Annotated in this window: 20 protein-coding genes and 3 pseudogenes; 20 read left to right on the forward strand and 3 right to left on the reverse strand. The window is 59.1% G+C overall.

Features of this window, described 5'->3' with window-relative positions; all coding sequences use genetic code 11:
* Window positions 1–508: pseudogene (locus CIT25_RS33410) on the forward strand (integrase core domain-containing protein); the annotation flags it as partial.
* Here the strand turns inward: CIT25_RS33410 and CIT25_RS33415 are convergent.
* Both CIT25_RS33415 and CIT25_RS37060 read right to left on the reverse strand, forming a co-directional pair.
* A pseudogene (locus CIT25_RS33415) lies at window positions 500–619 on the reverse strand (transposase); the annotation flags it as partial. The pseudogenes CIT25_RS33410 and CIT25_RS33415 overlap by 9 nt on opposite strands.
* Before the next feature lie 8 nt (window positions 620–627).
* Window positions 628–801 (reverse strand): hypothetical protein, encoded by a 174-nt coding sequence (locus CIT25_RS37060; protein ID WP_167391123.1) that lies wholly within the window; start codon window positions 799–801, stop codon window positions 628–630.
* A gap of 335 nt (window positions 802–1136) precedes the next feature.
* Between CIT25_RS37060 and queC the strand changes: the two genes are divergently transcribed.
* The 5 genes and pseudogenes from queC to CIT25_RS37905 all read left to right on the forward strand — a co-directional run.
* On the forward strand, window positions 1137–1835 hold the full coding sequence (gene queC, locus CIT25_RS33420; RefSeq protein ID WP_095489373.1) for a 7-cyano-7-deazaguanine synthase QueC: 699 nt from the start codon (window positions 1137–1139) through the stop codon (window positions 1833–1835).
* A complete protein-coding gene (gene queD, locus CIT25_RS33425) occupies window positions 1835–2191 on the forward strand; it encodes a 6-carboxytetrahydropterin synthase QueD (RefSeq protein ID WP_063169374.1) in 357 nt (118 codons plus the stop codon). Before queC ends, queD begins: the two co-directional genes overlap by 1 nt.
* Before the next feature lie 5 nt (window positions 2192–2196).
* Window positions 2197–2922, forward strand: coding sequence for a 7-carboxy-7-deazaguanine synthase QueE (gene queE, locus CIT25_RS33430; protein WP_164548811.1), 726 nt, complete (start codon window positions 2197–2199; stop codon window positions 2920–2922).
* Between the two features lie 764 nt (window positions 2923–3686).
* Window positions 3687–4439 (forward strand): carbonic anhydrase, encoded by a 753-nt coding sequence (locus tag CIT25_RS33435; protein WP_095489374.1) that lies wholly within the window; start codon window positions 3687–3689, stop codon window positions 4437–4439.
* A gap of 160 nt (window positions 4440–4599) precedes the next feature.
* Window positions 4600–4796: pseudogene (locus tag CIT25_RS37905) on the forward strand (7-carboxy-7-deazaguanine synthase QueE); the annotation flags it as partial.
* Window positions 4797–5036: 240 nt separating this feature from the next.
* Here CIT25_RS37905 and CIT25_RS38735 read toward each other — a convergent pair.
* Complete coding sequence (locus CIT25_RS38735; protein WP_483423521.1) at window positions 5037–5201, reverse strand: sunset domain-containing protein; 165 nt, start codon at window positions 5199–5201, stop codon at window positions 5037–5039.
* Between the two features lie 691 nt (window positions 5202–5892).
* Here CIT25_RS38735 and nifH point away from each other — a divergent pair.
* The 14 genes from nifH to fdxB all read left to right on the forward strand — a co-directional run bounded on the left by nifH (window position 5893) and on the right by fdxB (window position 20991).
* Window positions 5893–6786 carry a nitrogenase iron protein gene (gene nifH / locus CIT25_RS33450; RefSeq protein WP_095489375.1) on the forward strand — a complete coding sequence of 298 codons (894 nt, stop codon included), beginning with the start codon at window positions 5893–5895 and terminating at the stop codon, window positions 6784–6786.
* 87 nt (window positions 6787–6873) lie between these two features.
* Window positions 6874–8376, forward strand: coding sequence for a nitrogenase molybdenum-iron protein alpha chain (gene nifD, locus CIT25_RS33455; protein WP_024505262.1), 1503 nt, complete (start codon window positions 6874–6876; stop codon window positions 8374–8376).
* 129 nt (window positions 8377–8505) lie between these two features.
* Entirely contained in the window at window positions 8506–10047 is a 1542-nt protein-coding gene (nifK, locus tag CIT25_RS33460) for a nitrogenase molybdenum-iron protein subunit beta (protein WP_024505263.1), read from the forward strand.
* 61 nt (window positions 10048–10108) lie between these two features.
* Window positions 10109–11584, forward strand: coding sequence for a nitrogenase iron-molybdenum cofactor biosynthesis protein NifE (gene nifE, locus CIT25_RS33465; protein WP_095489376.1), 1476 nt, complete (start codon window positions 10109–10111; stop codon window positions 11582–11584).
* A gap of 8 nt (window positions 11585–11592) precedes the next feature.
* Window positions 11593–12945 carry a nitrogenase iron-molybdenum cofactor biosynthesis protein NifN gene (gene nifN, locus CIT25_RS33470; protein WP_095489437.1) on the forward strand — a complete coding sequence of 451 codons (1353 nt, stop codon included), beginning with the start codon at window positions 11593–11595 and terminating at the stop codon, window positions 12943–12945.
* Complete coding sequence (gene nifX / locus CIT25_RS33475) at window positions 12942–13439, forward strand: nitrogen fixation protein NifX (RefSeq protein WP_095489377.1); 498 nt, start codon at window positions 12942–12944, stop codon at window positions 13437–13439. Before nifN ends, nifX begins: the two co-directional genes overlap by 4 nt.
* Window positions 13440–13455: 16 nt before the next feature.
* Complete coding sequence (locus CIT25_RS33480; RefSeq protein ID WP_024505267.1) at window positions 13456–13935, forward strand: NifX-associated nitrogen fixation protein; 480 nt, start codon at window positions 13456–13458, stop codon at window positions 13933–13935.
* 107 nt (window positions 13936–14042) lie between these two features.
* A complete protein-coding gene (locus CIT25_RS33485) occupies window positions 14043–14747 on the forward strand; it encodes a response regulator transcription factor (protein WP_224571202.1) in 705 nt (234 codons plus the stop codon).
* Window positions 14748–14842: 95 nt separating this feature from the next.
* Window positions 14843–15715, forward strand: coding sequence for a universal stress protein (locus tag CIT25_RS33490; protein WP_063169369.1), 873 nt, complete (start codon window positions 14843–14845; stop codon window positions 15713–15715).
* Window positions 15716–16557: 842 nt separating this feature from the next.
* Window positions 16558–17856, forward strand: coding sequence for a lysine N(6)-hydroxylase/L-ornithine N(5)-oxygenase family protein (locus CIT25_RS33495; protein WP_063169368.1), 1299 nt, complete (start codon window positions 16558–16560; stop codon window positions 17854–17856).
* 662 nt (window positions 17857–18518) lie between these two features.
* Window positions 18519–19664 carry a TlpA family protein disulfide reductase gene (locus tag CIT25_RS33500; protein ID WP_063170388.1) on the forward strand — a complete coding sequence of 382 codons (1146 nt, stop codon included), beginning with the start codon at window positions 18519–18521 and terminating at the stop codon, window positions 19662–19664.
* Between the two features lie 320 nt (window positions 19665–19984).
* On the forward strand, window positions 19985–20428 hold the full coding sequence (locus tag CIT25_RS33505) for a DUF269 domain-containing protein (protein ID WP_245330120.1): 444 nt from the start codon (window positions 19985–19987) through the stop codon (window positions 20426–20428).
* 90 nt (window positions 20429–20518) lie between these two features.
* On the forward strand, window positions 20519–20605 hold the full coding sequence (locus CIT25_RS37910) for a CCE_0567 family metalloprotein (protein ID WP_280953407.1): 87 nt from the start codon (window positions 20519–20521) through the stop codon (window positions 20603–20605).
* 68 nt (window positions 20606–20673) lie between these two features.
* A complete protein-coding gene (fdxB, locus tag CIT25_RS33515; protein ID WP_174800308.1) occupies window positions 20674–20991 on the forward strand; it encodes a ferredoxin III, nif-specific in 318 nt (105 codons plus the stop codon).
* Window positions 20992–21070 lie beyond the last annotated feature (79 nt).

The raw sequence follows: 21070 nt of genomic DNA on the forward strand, positions 1-21070 counted from the left end.
AGTGCCTGGCACTCATCGTTGATACGTCTCTCTCGGGCATGCGGGTTGCCCGCGAATTGGACCGGCTCATCACCAGCGCGGCCGGCCCAGGATGATCGTCAGCGACAATGGCAGCGAGTTCACCTCGAACGCCATCCTCTCCTGGGCGGATCAGAACCGCGTCGAATGGCATTACATTGCGCCCGGCAAGCCGATGCAGAATGGCTTCATCGAGAGCTTCAACGGCCGACTGCGCGATGAACTGCTCAACGAGACGCTGTTCACCTCGCTGGCTCAGGCGCGCGTAGCCATCGCCCTGTGGCACGCCGACTACAACACCGCGCGACCGCACTCCCAAATCGCCTGGCAGACCCCGGCCAAGTTCGCCAGCACCTTCAATCCGCGACGGTCGCTCGCGCTGCGCTATGCCAAAGGCTCCGCGCCAGCGCCCGTCGCTTCACCCGCCCAGCAGGGCACAACCCACGCCGGAAACGAACTCAAAACTGCTGGGGCAACGTCAGTCCCATAGAGCCTTGATGGTTATCTCGGCCTTTGCTCGCAGCAGCGCCTTAGGTTGGGCGAAGGCGTTCTCAATCGGATTGAAGTCGGGACTGTAGGGCGGCAGGTAGAGCAGGCTCGCCTGCGGCCTCAATCGCGCCGCGCAGGGTTCTCCAGGCGGATGTCGCCAATGTCAAATTTGCTGGCATCCATGTCGCCCTCGCTTTCTGGTTCGAGATCGGAAAATTGCCGAATAATCAGCACATCAACCTGCGCCTGAAGGAGCTCACTGCCACTTTCGGCTGGCGGGGTGTGCCGCCCCACAAATAGAATATCAATTGTCGTGCCAACCGCACAAGCGAAGGCCAGAAAGCCAACATGTGTTCTGCGGCTTAATTAAGAGTCAGCCGATGTCGGCCGAACATCACCGTGTCTCGAAGTCGACTATCCGACAGCAGGTTGCGAAAGTTGGCGCGATGCGAAACAAACTGCTGAAGCGCTCAACTTTTATTGATCACGCGTGTTGGACGCGACGCACTCCCGTTCCAATCGGGCTGAGCGCAAATTCTCCCGGTTCACAAAACTGAGTCGCTGGAGTAGTGGGGGCGCAGAGAAATCTCCGGTCGCAGCCTTACCCGGTCAAAACAAGGATACCAATGATGAAGACTCTCGCCGTCTGCTCTGGCGGATTGGACTCCGTTTCCCTTGCTCACATGGTGGCAGCGGAGCACGAACTCACCGGCCTTCTATCTTTCGACTATGGCCAACGGCACAGGAAGGAATTGGGCTTCGCCGCTCTTTGCGCGCAGCGACTGAAGGTCCCGCACCAGATCATCGACATCGGCGAAATTGGCCGTGGCCTTTCCGGCTCAGCGCTGACTAGCAGTATCGACGTGCCGGACGGCCACTACGCCGAAGACACGATGAAGATTACGGTGGTGCCGAACCGCAATGCCATCATGTTGGCAATCGCCTTCGGTCTCGCCGCCGCCCACAGCGCCGAAGCGGTGGCGGCGGCCGTGCATGGTGGGGACCATTTCATCTATCCCGATTGCCGTCCGGCCTTCATTGAAGCTTTCCAGACAATGCAAGACCGCGCGCTCGACGGCTATGCGCAGATACGCCTCTATGCACCGTATGTGAATCTCGGAAAAGCTGACATTGTTGCGGATGGCGCAAGATACGGCACCCCGTTTGCTGAGACCTGGTCCTGTTACAAGGGCGGCGTGCGTCACTGCGGACGATGCGGGACCTGCGTCGAGCGGCGCGAAGCGTTCCATCTCGCCGGGCACTCTGATCCCACCGACTACGAGGACGCCGATTTCTGGCTTGAGGCGCTGCGCAGGAGGCGCGCGTAATGTTCCACATCAGCAAGGAATTCCACTTCTCGGCCTCGCATCAGCTCACCTCCTTGCCTCCCAACCATCAATGCGCGCGCCTGCACGGGCATAACTATGTCGTCGTAGTGGAGCTGTCGGCCAAGGAACTGGACGCCCACGGCTTCGTGCGTGACTATCACGATCTGGCGCCGCTCAAACGCTACATTGACGAGAGCTTCGACCATCGGCACCTCAACGACGTGCTGGGACATGAGAAGGTCACGGCGGAATGCCTGGCCAGACATTTCTATGAATGGTGCAAGGCACGTCTGCCGCAGACCGCGGCCGTGCGCGTTAGCGAAACACCGAAAACTTGGGCGGAATACCGTCCGTGACCGACATGCATCCCGCAATCCGTGTGAGCGAGATATTCGGGCCGACTATCCAGGGCGAGGGCGTGCTCATCGGCTTGCCGACGGTGTTCATCAGAACCGGCGGATGTGATTATCGCTGTTCATGGTGCGACAGCCTTCACGCGGTGGACAATCAGTATCGCCATGAATGGCTACCGATGCCGATCGATGCCGTGTGGCAAACCGTCCATGCGCTTTCCGGCGGCAGGCCGGTTATGGTCTCCTTGTCAGGCGGCAACCCGGCCATTCAGCCGTTCGGTCCCCTCATAGAACGAGGCCATCGCGAGGGCTATCGTTTTGCACTGGAAACGCAGGGTTCCGTGGTGAGGGAGTGGTTTGCGGATCTTGACGTGCTGACCCTTAGCCCAAAGCCGCCGTCCAGCGAGATGACGACCCGTTGGGCTGCGTTTGATGCATGCCTCGAAGCGGCGCAAGAGAAGCCGCAAATCGTGCTCAAGCTCGTCGTTTTCGACGAGAGTGACTATGCCTACGCCAAAGAAGTCGCGGCGAGATATCCGCACCTTCCGATCTATCTGCAACCCGGCAATCACACGCCGCCGCTCCCTGGCAGTGAAGACGCCTCTGTCGACTTGGACGGAATAATGATGCGAATGGAATGGCTTGTCGAAAGGGTGACTAGCGACAGGTGGTTCGAAGCCCGCGTGTTGCCGCAGCTGCACGTTCTGCTTTGGGGTAACAAGAGGGCGGTCTAGTCTGTGGCTTGCGTCGCACCGGAAGGCCGGGCTCCAACGGCTTGGCAGGCTCTCTTCGCGTGCCGAGTACAGCCGAGCTTTGTTCGCGTCAGCGGTCTCGCGATTGTGCGGCTGGAAACCGCCCGGACACCCCGCTGCCGGCGTGTGTCACCTTGACTCCGATGAGCTGTCGTCACGCAAAGTTGAAATCCGCAAGAACTGGCCTTCTCGCCCCACCTGCTCCGTCGCAAGCACGTCATCCCCTCATCCTTGTCCAGCTCTTATCGATGTATCTCATTGTCCGGCCTGACGCACGACTGTCAGCATGGGAATGCATCCATTGCGCAAATGCCTTCCATAAAGAAGATCGATTTCCTCATTGGCCCAACGTGAAATATAGCAACGTTTTCGTGGCGTCGTCGGCTGCGTCGGGAGTAGCGATGAAAACGTATTGGGGTCGCCTGCGTCTCCTTGGGCAGCGAGTGTAAAGTATAGCGATGCGGCCTCCGGCGCGAACGGCAGCCGCGCAGTGATCACGTTCGCCTGTGCCTTTGCGGCGGGGGTCAAGCGCTGGTCTGCTCAAATTTTTTATCGTTTAGCTGGTTGAAACTGCCCCCGTTGCGGGCTGCAGAAGCCGGCCAGCCGAGAAACGGCAGCCGCACTTATGAAAGCACGCCAAGGCATGCGGGCATCCGTCAGTAGGACAATAGTGGCCGCGCCGATTGGCCATCACGCGTCCATTAGGGCAGCCACCAACATCAGTTCGCAAGAGGAGCAAAAGCAATATGTATCGTCGTCACCTGATCAAAGGGTTGGTTGCGCTCGGCGCATGCCGGATTTGCGTTCAAGCCGCCCAAGCGACCAGTGCCCATTGGGGGTACACCGGTCCGGTCGGACCGGAGCACTGGGCTGATCTGGATAAGAAAAATTTCGTATGCTCTGCCGGCACGCAGCAATCGCCGATCAATATCAACAGCGCGGTCAAGGCGGATATCCCGCATATCGCCATCGGCTGGCACAAGGGCGGCGGCAATATGGTGAACAACGGCCACACCATTCAAATCAATATGCCACAAGGCAGCACGCTGACCCGCGGCGATCGTGTCTACGAACTGGTACAGTTCCATTTCCATGCGCCAAGCGAACATCACGTGGCGGGCAAGAGCTTCCCGATGGAGGTGCATTTCGTTCACAAGGACACGCAAAGTGGTACTCTGGGCGTGCTGGGCGTCTTTTTAACGCCCGGCGCGACAAATGCCAGCTTTGCTGCCCTTGCTGCGGCCTTTCCCGAACTGCCGAATGGAGAGGTGACGATCGACGAGGTGAATCCCAACTGGCTTCTGCCAGCCTCGCTTGGCTATTGGACTTATGAGGGCTCACTGACGACGCCGCCGTGCGCCGAAAACGTCGAGTGGATGGTGGCGATGGAACCGGTTGACGTTGATCCGGCAGACATCCAGCGATTTGCCTCACTCTACCCGTCGAACGCGCGCCCTATTCATTCACCCAATCGACGCTTCATCGTGCGCCAGAGTTGAGCGCCGCCCCAGCGGTTCCGCACGGTCCAACATTCTTGGCACAACTTGGCGCGAAGCCTCCTCTTCCGGTCTGGCGGTCTGACGGCGCTCCCCAAGCTGGCTAGTCTAAATGATAGGGATTCGGTGCCGGCACCACTCGTCCCAAAGACGTCGCGGCGAGGTTTGTCTGCAACCCGGCAATCACACGCCGCCCCGCCGTGGTAATGAAGACGTCTCTGTCGAGTCCGACGGAATATGATGCGCATGGAATAGCTGGTCGAAAAGGTGACCAGCGACAGGTGGTTCGAAGCCCGCGTCTTGCCGCAGCTGCACGTTCTACTCTGGGGTAACAAGAGGGCGGTGTATACCTTCTCCTAGCTTCGCCGCCAACTACTCGGTTTTCCGAATTGCTCTCTATATTCTTGAAGACGATGCGTTCGTTAAAGACATGTGCTGCGCACCTGGTGTAAAAGCTGCTCTCATCATGCAGAGGTCAAGCCAGTCGGGCTCATCCGAGGCTATGGCCGTGAGCACTGTTCAGTTCGGCAGAGAGGGCGCTTTTGTACACACTTTGCGATCGTGGCGGCCCCGTGGGCAGATCTGCAAGCTGCCGCGACACTAACCTCTCGAAGCCCGCCAGCCCGCCTTTCGTGCAGCTTCCTCTGAACAAAACCACCGCTCGCCCTTCAATAGGTTGATGCGTGTCTCCCAGTAAGATTCCTGTCCAAGAACGTGATAATCTTCTTGCCAGTGTTGTAGCTGATGTTGCCCTTGATGCCGCAGCCTACCGCGGCGGGACCAAACTCAATGGCAAGCAGGCCGGCTAGGATCGTGCAGCCAGTCGCGAGCCTCGCCCACAACGGGGTCTCACGCGCATGAGGGCGCCGGTCATGGGTTCGGCGTTTCATACGCGTATAACACGTATCTTTCTGAAAATATCAATGCTCTCGGCTAAGCTACTGAATTATTTGGCTTCCATATAGCGCGTCGGCGGAACCAACTTGTAGACGGGCTATGAAAGGTTAAGCGCGGATGTCTATCGGCCGCCGGCGTTCCCGCTCCGTAAGCCTGCCTGAACTACCCGCGCCGCGGTCAAGCCCCAGGCTCCTGCTCATCCAGCGACCGCCCGATCAATGGCAGGCTGGAAAGACAAGAGCCGATGTCTTCCGATGGTCTCGCCATCAGCTTTGGGCTAACTCCCCATTCTCCCGCTTCGAGCTCGACACACGGCGGTTTGGATGGCGCACGACAATCTGTGTCGGCTTTGTCGTGTCCGTGACAGACGCCTGAAAGGCCCGCTCGCGCGTTTTGCCGCCGTCTAAGCGGCTGGAATTTAATGACAAAGTTTCTTCTGGGATCGGCCGATCACGCTGGTACGCTTTTTGCGATGCTTGGTGTGAGGCGGCACGAGCTGCCTATCGGCACTTGTGTCGCGGGCAGTCGCGATGATTAGAACGAAGGAAGGAAAGCTATTATGTCAGGTCTGCGTCAGATCGCCTTTTACGGAAAAGGCGGCATCGGCAAGTCCACCACGTCCCAAAATACGCTCGCTGCCCTTGTCGACCTCGGGCAGAGAATCCTCATCGTAGGATGCGACCCCAAAGCCGATTCCACACGCTTGATCCTGAATTCGAAAGCTCAGGATACCGTCCTGGATCTCGCCGCACAGGAAGGTTCGGTGGAAGACCTCGAACTCCAGGACGTGCTCAAGGTGGGCTACAGAGGCATCAAGTGCGTGGAGTCCGGCGGCCCCGAGCCGGGTGTCGGTTGCGCCGGCCGCGGCGTCATCACCTCGATCAATTTCCTCGAGGAGAATGGCGCTTATGACGATGTCGATTATGTCTCCTATGACGTCCTCGGCGACGTGGTATGCGGCGGCTTCGCCATGCCGATCCGCGAAGGCAAGGCCCAGGAGATCTATATCGTCATGTCCGGCGAGATGATGGCGCTCTATGCCGCCAACAACATCGCCAAGGGCATCCTCAAATATGCCCATTCGGGCGGTGTGCGGCTGGGCGGGCTGATCTGCAATGAACGTCAAACCGACCGCGAACTCGATCTGGCCGAAGCACTGGCTGGCCGATTGAATTCCAAGCTCATCCACTTCGTGCCCCGCGACAACATCGTCCAACATGCCGAACTCAGGAAGATGTCGGTGATCCAGTACGCGCCGGACTCAAAGCAGGCAGGGGAATACCGCGCTCTGGCCGAGAAGATCCACGCCAATTCGGGCCAGGGTACGATCCCGACGCCGATCACCATGGAGGAGCTGGAGGAGATGCTGCTCGACTTCGGCATCATGAAGACCGACGAGCAGATGCTTGCCGAGCTTCACTCCAAGGAAGCGGCGAAGGCGGCGGTCCAGTAGTGACATTAGCGCTGCCATGAATCGGCGCGCCTTGCAGAGAACGGCGCCTATTCGTTGAGGCGTCACCCAACCTTGAAAGGGGGACTCATGAGCCGGGAATACGAGAATGACGGTGCTCTTCATGCGAAGCTTATCGAAGAGGTGCTGTCGCATTATCCCGACAAGGCGGCGAAGCGCCGCAAGAAGCACCTCAACGTCGCAAAGAGCGGCAACGAGGCTGGCGGGGAAAGCGAGGTCCTTTCCGAATGCGACGTCAAATCGAACATCAAGTCCATTCCCGGGGTGATGACGATTCGCGGCTGTGCATATGCTGGTTCGAAAGGCGTGGTGTGGGGGCCAGTCAAGGATATGGTCCATATCTCGCACGGCCCGGTCGGCTGCGGCCAATATTCTTGGTCGCAGCGCCGCAACTACTACGTCGGTACAACGGGCGTCGACACGTTCGGGACAATGCAGTTCACCTCCGATTTCCAGGAGAAGGACATCGTCTTCGGCGGCGACAAGAAGCTGGAACAGATCATTGACGAGATTGAAGTCTTGTTTCCGCTCAACAACGGCATCACCGTGCAGTCCGAATGCCCTATCGGCCTGATTGGCGATGACACCGAGGCCGTTTCTCGCAAAAAGACCAAGGAGTATGACAAGACGATCGTGCCGGTACGCTGCGAGGGCTTCCGCGGCGTCTCGCAGTCGCTTGGCCACCACATCGCCAATGATGCAATCCGGGATTGGGTCTTCGACAAAAAGGATGTCAAGTTCGAGGCCGGCCCCTACGACGTCAACGTCATCGGCGACTACAATATCGGCGGCGATGCCTGGGCCTCGCGCATACTGCTTGAGGAGATAGGGCTGCGCGTGGTTGGCAACTGGTCGGGTGACGCCACACTCGCAGAGATCGAGCGCGCCCCGAAGGCTAAGCTCAATCTTATCCACTGCTACCGGTCGATGAATTACATCTGTCGGCATATGGAGGAAAAGTATGGCGTCGCCTGGATGGAGTACAATTTCTTCGGTCCCTCCCAGATCGAAGCCTCTCTGCGCAACATAGCCAAGCATTTTGGGCCGGAAATCGAGGAGAAGACCGAAAAGGTCATTGCCAAGTACAGGCCGCTTGTTGATGCGGTCATCGCCAAGTACCTGTCGCGCCTGGAAGGAAATACCGTGATGCTCTATGTCGGCGGCCTGCGCCCCCGCCACGTCGTCACGGCCTACGAGGACCTCGGCATGGTCATCGTGGGCACCGGCTATGAATTCGCCCACAGCGACGACTATCAGCGCACCGGCCACTACGTGAAGAACGGCACGCTGATCTACGATGACGTGACCGGCTATGAGTTGGAGAAATTCATCGAAGGGATTCGCCCAAATCTGGTCGGCTCGGGAATCAAAGAAAAATACCCGGTGCAGAAGATGGGCATACCGTTCCGCCAGATGCATTCCTGGGATTATTCAGGCCCGTATCACGGCTACGATGGCTTTGCCATTTTCGCACGTGATGTGGATCTCGCCATTAACAACCCGGTCTGGGACCTATTCCACGCGCCTTGGAAAAGAAGCCGGGGCGATGAGCGGGCGATGGCTGCCGAATAAACATTTGCTTCAGCCCCAGTCTCCCACTGAGACGGTGAACTCCCGCGGCCTCTGATCCGCCGGAGCCTGGAACGTCTTGACGTCCTGAGCTGCCGTCCCGCGCAGCCAGATGCAAAAGAGGTAATCATCATGCCGCAGTCGGCTGAAAAAATTCTCGATCACGCTCCCCTGTTCCGCGAGCCGGAATACAGAAAGATGCTCGCTGAGAAGAAGCTAAACTTCGAATGTCCGCACCCCGATGAAATCGTTTCCGATCAGCGCGATTTCACCCAGACGTGGGAATACCGCGAAAAGAACCTCGCCCGCAAAGCGCTTGTCGTGAACCCGGCCAAGGCCTGCCAGCCGCTGGGTGCGGTATTCGCTGCCGCCGGCTTCGAGCGAACCATGTCCTTCGTCCACGGCAGCCAAGGTTGCGTCGCCTATTACCGCTCGCACCTGTCGCGCCATTTCAAGGAGCCTGCCGCGGCGGTCTCCTCCTCAATGACCGAGGATGCGGCGGTGTTTGGCGGCCTGAAGAACATGGTCGACGGGCTCGCCAACACCTACCAGCTCTACGACCCCAAGATGATTGCCGTGTCGACGACCTGTATGGCAGAGGTCATTGGCGACGACCTGCACAGCTTCATCCAGAACGCCAAGGACGAAGATTCAGTCCCGCGCGACTTCGACGTGCCCTTTGCCCACACCCCGGCCTTCGTTGGCAGTCATGTCGACGGCTATGACAACATGGTCAAAGGCATTTTGGAGCACTTCTGGAAAGGTCAGGAGCGTACGCAAATCGAAGGAACCATCAACATCATTCCGGGCTTCGACGGCTTCTGCGTCGGCAACAACCGGGAGCTCAAGCGCCTGCTCGATGTAATGGGCGTGTCCTATACATTGATCCAGGATGCCTCTGACCAGTTCGATACGCCTTCGGACGGTGAATACCGCATGTATGACGGGGGCACGAAGATCAACGAGGTGAAGAAGGCCCTCAACGCCGAGGCAACGCTTTCGCTGCAGCATCACAACACCCGAAAGACACTGGGCTATTGCGAGGAGGTCGGGCAGGCGACGGCCTCGTTCCACTATCCGCTCGGCGTTCAGGCGACGGACGAATTCCTGATGGAGGTCGCGGCGATTTCCGGCAAGGAGATTCCCGAGGCAATTCGCCTCGAGCGCGGCCGACTGGTAGACGCCATGGCGGACAGCCAATCCTGGTTGCATGGTAAGAAATACGCCATCTACGGTGATCCCGACTTCGTTCACGCAATGGCCCGCTTTGTCATGGAGACCGGCGGCGAGCCAACCCATTGCCTCGCCACCAATGGCACCTCGGCATGGGAAGCCGATTTGAAGAAGCTGCTAGCATCCTCGCCTTTCGGCAAGGCTGCCCAGGTTTGGGCGGGCAAGGACCTGTGGGCGCTGCGCTCACTGCTCTTTACCGAGCCGGTGGACCTTTTGATCGGCAATTCCTACGGCAAGTACCTGGAGCGCGACACCGGAACACCGCTGATCCGGCTGATGTTTCCGATCTTCGATCGGCACCATCATCACCGCTTTGCGCTCTTTGGCTACCAGGGAGCGTTGCGCGTGCTGACGACGATCCTCGACAAGATCTTCGACAAACTCGATCGCGAGACGAGCGAGACGGGTGTGACGGATTATTCCTATGACCTCACGCGCTAAGAGCTGTGGCCGGCTTTTCGCCGAGGCCATTCCTTGCCCAATGGACTGGGGAGGCTGAGCAATGTCCTCCCTCAGCGCCAAAATCAAGGACGCCTTCGATGAGCCCGCCTGCGATAAGAACCGTGGCAAAGATGCCAAGGCGCGCAAGGAGGGCTGCTCGAAGTCGCTGACACCAGGGGCGGCAGCCGGCGGCTGCGCCTTTGACGGAGCCAAGATCGTCCTGCAGCCGATCACCGACGTTGCGCATCTGGTCCATGCGCCGCTCGCCTGCGAGGGCAATTCTTGGGACAACCGTGGTGCGGTTTCGTCAGGGCCGACCTTGTGGCGGACAAGCTTCACGACCGACCTCACCGAACTCGACCTTGTGATGGGGCAGGGCGAGCGGAAACTCTTCAAGGCGATCCGCGAGATCAAGCACACATACGCGCCGCCGGCGATCTTCGTCTACTCGACTTGCGTAACGGCGCTGATCGGTGACGACATCGAGGCCGTGTGCAAACGCGCCACGGAAAAGTTCGGTTTGGCCGTGGTGCCGATCAATGCGCCTGGCCTGGCAGGCTCCAAGAACCTCGGCAATAAGCTCGCCGCCGAGGCGTTGCTCGATCATGTCATCGGCACGGTCGAACCCGACGACCCCGGACCCTACGACATCAACATCCTTGGCGAATTCAACCTCTCGGGCGAATTCTGGCTTGTAAAGCCGCTCCTCGATCGGCTCGGGATCCGGGTGCGCGCCTGCATTCCCGGCGATGCGCGTTACCGCGACATTGCTTCCGCGCACCGCGCCCGGGCGGCAATGATGGTGTGCTCGACCGCGCTGATCAGTCTTGCCCGCAAGATGGAGGAGCGCTGGGACATCCCGTTCTTCGAGGGCTCCTTCTATGGCATCTCCGACACATCGCAAGCTCTTCGAAACCTTGTCAGGCTGCTGGTGAGGAAGGGCGCCGATCCGGAGATCCTCGAGCGCACAGAGACGCTGATCGCGCAGCAGGAGGCGATCGCGTGGAAGAAACTCGAATCCTACCGGCAAAGGCTCCAAGGCAAGCGCGTGCTGCTCAACACAGGCGGTGTGAAGTCCTGGTCGGTTGTCCATGCGCTGATGGAGATCGGAATCGAGATCGTCGGCACCTCGATCAAGAAATCTACGGTGCAGGACAAGGAGCGCATCAAACAAGTTCTCAAGCACGACAAGCACATGTTCGAATCCATGGCTGCGAGCGAGCTGTACGCCATGCTCTCTGAACACAGGGCCGATATCATGCTGTCGGGCGGTCGCACGCAATTCATTGCGCTCAAGGCCAAGACGCCCTGGCTCGATATCAACCAGGAGCGCCAGCATCCTTATGCCGGCTATGACGGCATGGTGGAACTCGTACGCCAGATCGACCTCGCCATTCACAATCCGATCTGGTCTCAGGTGCGCCAGCCGGCCCCGTGGGATTGCCAGCCTGAGCTGATAGGCGAATTGCCGTGCACGAGGAACGAGACCGCGTACCTGTTTGATGAATTCGCCTGCGCGACGGCACACGAGTGTTGAGGCGACCGATGGCCCGCATCCTTCCCCAGAGCAAATCGGCGGCAGTCAACCCGCTGAAGTCGTCGCAGCCGCTGGGTGCCGCCTTTGCCTTTCTTGGCGTCGACGGTGCGATGCCGCTGTTCCACGGCAGCCAAGGCTGCACAAGCTTTGCGCTCGTTCTCCTCGTGCGGCACTTCAAAGAAGCGATTCCCTTGCAGACTACGGCGATGGATGAGGTGGCGACCATCCTCGGCGCAGCCGACCATCTGGAAGAGGCGATCCTCAACCTCAAGAACCGCACGAAGCCAACGCTGATCGGGGTGTGCACGACCGCGCTGGTGGAGACGCGTGGCGAAGATTGCGCGGGTGATATTGCCAACATCATGCGGAAGCACACGCAACAGCTTGCGGGTACGGAGGTCGTGCTGGCCAACACGCCGGATTTTGACGGCGCGATCGAAGAGGGCTGGGCCAAGGCAGTCACCGCAATGATCGAAGGGATTACGCGCTCGGGCGAACGGGCGCGGCACCCGAAGAAGATCGCAATCCTGCCCGGATGCAACCTCTCTGTCGCCGACATCGAGCATATGCGGGACATGGTTGAAAGCTTTGGGCTCAAGCCGGTTATTCTGCCCGACATTTCAGGCTCGCTCGACGGTACGGTTCCTGACCGCTGGGTAGCGACCACATACGGCGGCACCAGCGTCGAAGACATTCGCGAGTTGGGTACGGCCATGCGATGCATCGCCATCGGTGAGCACATGCGCCGCCCGGCGAAAGCGCTGCTCGGGTTGACCGGCGTGCCTTACGTGTTGTTCCAGTCACTGACTGGGCTGCAGGACACGGACCGCTTCGTGTCGCTGCTGTCTTCGATTTCGGGCGCGGCGGTACCGGCCCGCGTGCGCCGGCGCCGGGCGCAATTGCAGGACGCGATGCTCGACGGACATTTCCATTTCGGCGGCAAGAAAATTGCCATCGCTGCCGAACCAGACCAGCTGTTCCAACTTGCAACCTTCTTTGCTGGTCTCGGCTCCGAGATAGCCGCGGCCGTCACAACGACCGACAGGTCTAAAATTCTCAAGAAAGTCCCGGCGGTTTCGGTTCAGATCGGCGATCTCGGCGATCTGGAAAGTCTTGCCGTCGGTGCTGACCTGCTTGTCACGCATTCGCACGGGCGCCAAGCATCGGAGCGGCTCGGAATTCCGCTCATGCGCATCGGGTTCCCGGTCTTCGATCGACTAGGCAGCCAGCACAAGCTCGCAATTCTCTATCAGGGCACCCGCGACATGATCTTCGAGGTCGCCAGCATCTTCCAGGCCAACCAACACGCGCCCACTCCTGAGGCGCTTGATCCACTCCGTAATCGAGAAATATCACGATGAACGCTGTTCGCCGCCTCTCGCTGGTCAGTAATGAGGTTTTCGCCCCGATGCCTGAACGACGTAAGGGCGCATTGCGCGTTGCGATCGCCACTCAGGACATGCAGGACCTCAATGCCCATTTCGGGTCGGCCAGGCGCTTTGCTGTCTACGACGTGACGCGCGAGGAATGGAATCTCGTAGAAGCCGTGGCCTTCGATGACGTGTCCGATGAAAGCGGGGAGCATCGGGCCGAGCGCGATGATCGCATCACGCCAAAGGTGGATGCGCTCAAGGGCTGTCAGATCCTGTTTTGTCTGGCAATTGGCGGCCCTTCGGCAGCCAAGCTTGTCGCGGCAAAAATCCACCCGATCAAAGTGGCGGAGCCCGAATCGATCCCACAGGTGCTCTTGCGCACGCAGATGATGCTCAGGACGTGTCCTCCGCCTTGGCTGCGCAAGGTGCTGGCGCGAGCGGGCATTGCCGAAAAGAAACCGTCCTTCGAGGACGAGGACTGAAAAGAGGAGGACGCCAATGCCTGACCCCGCAATCCCCCCAGCTGTCGCCGAAGACGAGGCGGCTCTTTGCACCCCGTTCGTCAAATGCCTCGTGCGGCTGATCCGTTCTCAGGATTCCTATGGCTCGTGGGAACGCAAAGCGGACGCTGAGCTGCTGGGCGACTTCATCATTACCAAGGAACAGCGCCGAGGGATCCCAATCATCGGAGATCCCGATCCCGACGTGCTGTGGAGGCTCGACAAGTACTACGCCGCCATCGGGCTTGCGATCGAGGAGCGCTGCGGCCTTATGGCATCGCCGATGATCCAGGTGAGCCATGAGGGTTTTGGTCGGGTGCTTTTCACGACCGGACGGCTGGTCGTTTTGTCCAAAACGCTGCGCGATGTCCACCGGTTTGGCTTCGAGACGCTCCTGAAGCTCGCCACGGCCGGTACGAAGCTGGTCGACGATGCGATTTCAGTCATCGAAACCTTTCCCCACGTGGCGCTGGCATGATGGGCGCGATTTTCGAGAAAGGCCATCATGACGGACCCGAGAAACTATGTTGGCCAGTTCCCTCGATCCAGGGACTCGAGGCCGACCAGGTTGTTGGGGTATCGCCGATGAAGAAGCCGCTGGTCCTGATCTGCTCGCAAGATGCCGAGTTCTATCTGCTCTACAGCCACATACTGGAGGTTGACGGTTTCAGCAGTGAGACGGCAGACGGCGCGAAGGCTGCGCTGGCCTTGGCCGAACAACGGGAGCTTCAGGCCGTAGTGCTGGATTGCGACCCAGCCAGCATAAACGGGTCCGCAATTTGCGCCCACCTCAAGCGGGAACCGCGCACCACCGACCTGCCTATCATCGCCCTGATCGCGCCTGGCGCCGAGCACCAGCACCTCGATCTCTTGAAGGCAGGCGTTGAGAGCTTTGTGCGGCCGGTGGCTCCGGCCAAGCTGCTCGACTGCCTGCGGGCGAGGCTCGGGCTGACCAAGCGTGGTCCGAACGGGGTTGAAAACGACAGTTGGATTTGTTGTGGAGGCCTGGAGATGAAGCTCGATGCCCATCGGGTTCGCGGTAATGGCCACGACATCCATCTCGGACGGATCGATTTCAACGTGCTGCGGCTTATGATTGAGGCCCCGGGCAAGGTCTTCAGCCGGGACGAGCTTATCGGGGCGGCCTGGCTGCCCAACATTCATGTCGGTGCACGCACCGTCGATGTCCATATCAGCCGAATCAGGAGGGCGCTGAAAACGGCCTTGCCCGGCAGCGTCATTCGCACCGTCAGGTCGGCCGGCTACTCGCTCGAGAAGCCGGACGACTGAAATCGGTGATCGAACGTGGTGCCGCTCTCTCTTCCTCCTGAGAGCGGTGTTGCCGCTTTGAGGCGCTCCTAACGAAGACCAGGAGAAGCAGGCAAATGGAATTTAAAAGCATATTCAGTGTGACGGGTGCTGATCATTCTGATGAGGACCTCACAACAGCTGCCGGACTGTGTGCCGAGGTCGGCGCGCACCTATCGGTACTCATTATACCGCCTCCATTGCTCTTGATGTCGTCTCCGCCCCCCGAATGGAATACAGGACGTGCACAGGCAATTGCAGTACCGAACTATCGATTTCAGCAAATCGAGAAATTTTCACAGGACGTGACCAGAATGGAAAGACGGTCCGCGGATATCCTCAAAAGGCTGAAAGCTATGTCGCTTTCCTGTGACGTTGACACCGACTATTGCGATCCGGCTAGCCTCGGTGAAGTGGCACGACAGCGGGCGCTCTGCGCTGACCTGACGATCGTTGGAGGAGACCTCCTCAACGATGAGACTCTCGGACCTCCTGTTGTCAACGGCTGCTTGTTCGATAGCGGAAAGCCGGTGCTCATCGTGCCGAAGGGCGTTAAGGCGACGCTGTCGCCTCGACGCGTGCTGGTCGGCTGGGATTCGCGTGTAGAGGCCTCGCGTGCGGTTCGGGAAGCTCTTAGTATCCTATCCGCTGCCAAGGAAGTCTGTGTCGCTATGGTCGATCCAAAGGCGCAAAACAACGGGAAAGGCGCGCAGTCTGGAGCTGACATCGCTGCCTATCTTACTCGGCACGGTGCTCGGGTCTCCGTTGACCTGCTTAAGAGCGCCGGCAAATCGGCGGGCACAGTGCTGACCCAGCACGCGAACGACATCTGTGCTGACATGATGGTCATGGGTGCTTATGGCAGCCGTGGGCTGCGTGAGCGGATTTTCGGCGGTCCGCCGAGCTGGAGCTTTGGGAAGACCACATTGCCGCTGTTTTTGGCTCGCTGATCAGCTCCGTAGGAACACCGATCAGGTCGTAGGACCGCCAACCAGTCCGAAGTCGTCGTCGGTTACCGGTCGGATTGCGGAGACATGGCTGGATCCGCGAACATCTTGCGATGCTTGTCAGAGCCAAACCGGACGCCTCGACTGCTTCACGACGCTCTCGTGAACCAACTCGTGCGAGATCGTCCGCAACGGGCAGTAAAGACGAACGGCTGCAGCAGACCGCAGCCAAGCCACAGGGCGGGTGTACCAGGAGACCCCGCCTCGTGCGCGAACCCTGTTGGAAGGCCCCTTATCAGTACCCGGACGCGCGTCAAATCGGCGGCTGTCCCTGTCAGCCTGCGGTGTGCAAGGGCCGCTGCCGCGGAGCTTCCCCTGCCCGATCGTCGGGCGTGCGACAATGTCGGATTCCAGACGAGCTGGAACTGCGCGAACTCGTTGGTTTGACAGGTCTTTATCCGGCACGCCGCATGCATGGGAGTCTCAGAAAGCATTAAGAGCCGTTATCCATGGTTACGCCCTTCGAAAGAAAGAGCCGCTTCCGTCGTGGCAGGGAAACAGCCATTCCTGGGGTGGAGGCCGGCGCTAGAAGCCGCCGTAAGATCCGGAAGAGCCGCGCGACAGCATCACACACTTTCCTTCTGCTCTTGGGTTCGGATCACGCCGCGCCGCTGTCGATGCCGCCGACATTGAGCCCAAGACCTGGAAGGCGGCACACGCTTTTGCTGTCCTCTCAGTCGGGACCGCGGCTCAAGCATGCTTGTGAGGTTCGCATTGCTCAATGCCCGGCGATCGACGTCAACATGCCGCTGAGTTGGAAAACACTCCTAGAGGAGTAAGGATAAGTGGACCTCTTTTGTATTGGTGTGGGTGCTGGACCATCTAATTTGAGCCTTGCGTGTCAGATACAGGAAGAGATTGCGCAAGGGGCACTGTTCCTGGACCGGGAGGTCGATTTCCGAGGACATCCAGGCAGCGCTTTCGATTGCGCGGAGCTCCAGGTCGGCCACTTCCAGGATCTGGTTACTCTGGTCAATCCGCGATCAGCCTACACATTCGTAAACTACCTCCACGAGAACGGGCGTCTTTACAATTTCCTCAATGCGCAATTTCACGGGGTGCTTAGAGCCGAGTTCGCCCAATATCTCAACTGGGCGTTCCAGAAGAATCCGCTTGTCCGTGGCGGCGAGGCCGTTCGCGAAATCCGCTTTGACGGCGAGTTTCGCGTGCGGACGGACAACGCGGTCCTTGATGCAAGAAACCTCGTCATCGACATAGGCAAGCAGGCGCAAATTCCGCCTCAGTTTCATGGCTGGACTGGACCCAACCTGTTCCACTCATCTGAGTTGGCCCACATCAATCCTGAGGTGCAAAAAAAGCATGTCTGCGTTGTTGGCGGCGGACAGTCGGGAGCCGAGCTGCTACTGCACCTTGTCGGCCGGCCGAAAGAACGGCGGCCCGCGGCGATCACATGGGTCTTGACGCGCGAGATGCCTTTCGACGACCACGCGTTCACAAACGGGCTGTTCACGCCATGCTTCTCGGATCGTTTTGCTGCGATGAGCGAGGTGCATCGACAGCTGTTCCTGCGGCGTTTCGCGCTTGCCTCCGAGGGCATTTCAGAAAGCAAGTTGCGCGCGGTCTATCAGGCGCTCTACCACCACGCCTTTCTCGAGCCACACCAATGCGAGATCACATTGCGGCCAAGTTGCAACGTGTCGCGCTGCATCAATGCCGGAGCAGGGCACAGGCTCACGCTGCAACGCGGCTTGGACAACATCGGAGAAGTAACCGCCGATATCGTCATCCTGGCCACCGGGTACGAGAAACCGCTGCCGGGTTTCCTAGAACCGATCGCAGATCGCCTCGAACAGATCGGCAATGAGCTCGCCATCGGCGAGGATTTTTCGGTGTACTGGGACGGACCGCGAGACCGACGCCTTTTCGTTCAGAACGCCTGCCTTGGACAGCGCGGGCTGGCTGATCCGAACTTTGGGCTGCTGGCCTGGCGAGCGCGCCGCATCCTTGACAGCCTTCTGCGGCGCGCGCCATGCGCCAATCCCGAGCATCTAGGGTTCATCAACCGTCCCTTGACGGAGTGCTGGCCCGACCTCGGAGTCGAACAAATGGGCAGCGGGATATGATTCGTCGATATTGATGATCGGCGGTGGCATTCAGGAAAGATTTCCGCCTCTGGCGGCAAAAGCGGGACGAGCAATATTCCTACGGCGTCAGATCGCTCTGCTCGCGCTTGAGCAAGGTAGCGTCGCGCGACTCCTGCTTGGCGTGAAACAGCAAAGGGCATTCAATCACGATGCAGCTTTACGTGCTGTCGGCTCAACGCCACGTGGATCGAGCCCAACGCCGCCGTTGGCAACCGCGACGCGAATTATGACGCCGGGCCACATGCGGCGGTGGCTGCAAGGGTACCGAGCCTCTCCCGCACTTTCGACACCATCGCCGAAGTGCGACTACTCCAGGACGCCGAAGCCGGTCTTATCGCCAGCGGGCCAGCCAAACTCTCACCTTCCTAAACGGCAGCCGCTAAGGTGAGCCGTCGAAAGCCGACATTCAGGTTAACGTCAGCTGGCCATGTTAGGGCTCGCTTATTCAAGGCGGTACCGGCGCTTGCCGAAGCTAAGAAGGGTTGGCATGCCCTTTGCCGTGCTTGATGTGCGGCAACACGGTGAGAGCTTCGCTGAAGCAAGCGAGAGGGAGCAATGCCCTCGAGACCGTGTCCGATTTTGACTGGAAAATATTCCGCGACAAAAGAGACGAAAGGTGTGGAATGACTTTGGACACCAAGATGGAACTGCGTATGGGGTCCCCGGCTCCTGCGCTGAAAGTGGAGAACTGGCTGCGTGGCGAGCCCCTCACGAGCCTTCGGCCCGGCAAGGTCTACCTCGTTGAATTTTGGGCGACTTGGTGCCGACCATGTGTCCACGCCATGCCCCATTTGATTGAACTGCAGGAGAAATATAAAGACAGCGGATTTGAGATTATCGGAGTCGCAGCTTGCGAAAAGGCTGCAACCGCGGACGAAGCGCGGACCAACGTGGATGCCTGGCTGACCGAGAAGTTCCCGAATCTGAATTATCGGACAGCGTTCGATTGCACTGGCGAAATGAAAAAGCTCTGGCTGGAACCCAGCTCTTCGTTCGGGATTCCCACCTCGTTCGTGGTCGACCGCGACGGCCACATCGCTTATATCGGCCACCCGGCACCTCTCGATGACGTTTTGCCGAAAGTCCTTAACGGCAGCTGGCGCAGCAGCTATGAAGCGAAAGCCGTCGATGCAAAGCGAATCTCGCGTGTGCGCGAATCGTCGCTGAGTCAGCCGATATACGCCAAACTTGGGCCGGCGATGCAGGACGAGGATTGGGCAGCGGCACTATTGGCCATCGAAGAAGGCCTCGCCGTGATGCCAGACTCTTTTGATTTTCGGCGGGTTCATGCGGATATTCTGCTTCACAAGCTGCGCGACATCAAAACCGGCTTGCCGCTTATGCGCGAATTGGTCGAGGACGCGATCAACAAAAAGTTCGAAGCGATGTCTTGGGTGGTGATGGCGCTGAACCAACTCTTCCATCCCACGATCGACAACTCCCATCTTCCGCATGATGATCGCTTTGCGATGGGCAAGGAGCTCTCCGAACAGATCCTGGAACTTAATCCTCCGCAAGGCGATGGAGACTTTAAATTCGGGTGTTACTTTCCGGTCGCTCAGTATTATTACGAGAGCGGCAACAAGGACCGGGCGATCGAGTTGATCGAGGTGGCAATCAAATCGCTGGACCATTCGGAGCCAGTGCCGGACCAAACCAAACAGCGCTACCTCACCTCGTTGCTCCAAGCCCTGGCCAACTACACGGGTGAGCCTGCCTGTCACGCGGGTCTCTGTGTGGCTCCGCAAAACAAGACTTCCGAAACTCAAAACGCTGTCACTTCCTGAGCAAGGATCGCGAAGGGCATGACAATTGGAATTGAACACCGGCAAATCCGCCCGCCCAGGCGCACTTCGCAGCAATAACGTCGATGCCGCAAAAGTGCGCGGCTTGCGGCAGGTGGAATTTCCATTGCGTTTACCTCGGGTCGAACCGCGGCGCAGGCGTTCGCGCCGCGGTGAAAGGTCTCGCACTGGTGGACGTGCTCGAGGTCGGCCACGGGACACTGTTGCGTGGGATCGGCTCGCCCAAGCCATTCCCCGCCCACGCAAGCGCCCGAACCACACATCGCAGAAAAAGAGATCGTCCTTCAAGAGGAGTACTGAAATTGGGGAAAAGCGAAATTCCTCATGAACCGGTTGGCCCTGCTGTCCACAAGGACGACGAGGCCCTTGCTTCCCCGTTCGTCAAATGCCTCCTGCGGCTCATTCGTACTCAGGATTCCTTCGGCTTATGGGAAGGCCATTCGGATGCCGAGCTGCTGGCCGAGTTCATCATCACCAAGCAACAGCAACGTGCGATACCCTTTGGCGGCGAACCCGATCCTGACGCGCTGTGGAGGCTCGACATGTTTTACACCGCCGTGGCGCTTGCGATCGAGGAGCGCTCCGGCGTGTCGACGTCGCCGACAATAGAAATGAAACCCGTGGGGGCTTCCGGCGGTTGGGCGTTCTGTCGAGACGTCCACCGGTTCGGCTTCGAGACTTTCCGCAAACTTGCTGAGGCCGGTACGAAACTGGTCGACGATGCGACTGCAGCCATTGAAGCCTAGCCCGAGATGGAGCGCATCAAGAAACCATTGTTCCAGGAAGGATCTATGTCAGACCTAGATAGGATGAGGAAAAAAGTCTGAAAGCTCCAGTTGCGTGCAGCTATTGCCAAGATGGCATTGCAGGACCTCGTCGAGGGTCTGCCGGGCAAGTGGGCCGACATACAGGAAGTCGCCTAGAAAACCCAAGCCGTTTATGCCGAGTTGGATGTTGCCAAGAGAGAACTCGCTTCAATGAAGAATTTAGGATGATGCGCACATTCACCACCCGTGACGGCTCCATTTGGATGCCGTCGTACCTGACCTCCATCGATAGCAAGACCTGCATCGGCTGCTGCCGTTGTTTCAAGGTCTGCTCGCGCGATGTCATGCATCTTCACGGCGTTGATGATGCGGGTGAAATCCTCGGCCCCTGCGATGACGAGGACGACGATTTCGACGGCAAGCTCAATCGCATGATCATGGTTGTCGATGATGCCGGCCGCTGCATCGGCTGCGGAGCCTGCGGCCGCGTCTGCCCCAAGAACTGCCAGACGCATGTTGCGGCCGACGAGCTCGCAACATGATCTGGCGAAAACCAGGGGAGCGGCGTGCACTTCATCTTTTTGTCGGCTCGTGGGGCTGGTCCTGTGCAGCAATGCGTCG

Origin of the sequence: Mesorhizobium mediterraneum, assembly GCF_002284565.1 — a bacterium.
In the GTDB taxonomy this organism is placed as follows: Bacteria; Pseudomonadota; Alphaproteobacteria; order Rhizobiales; family Rhizobiaceae; genus Mesorhizobium; species Mesorhizobium mediterraneum.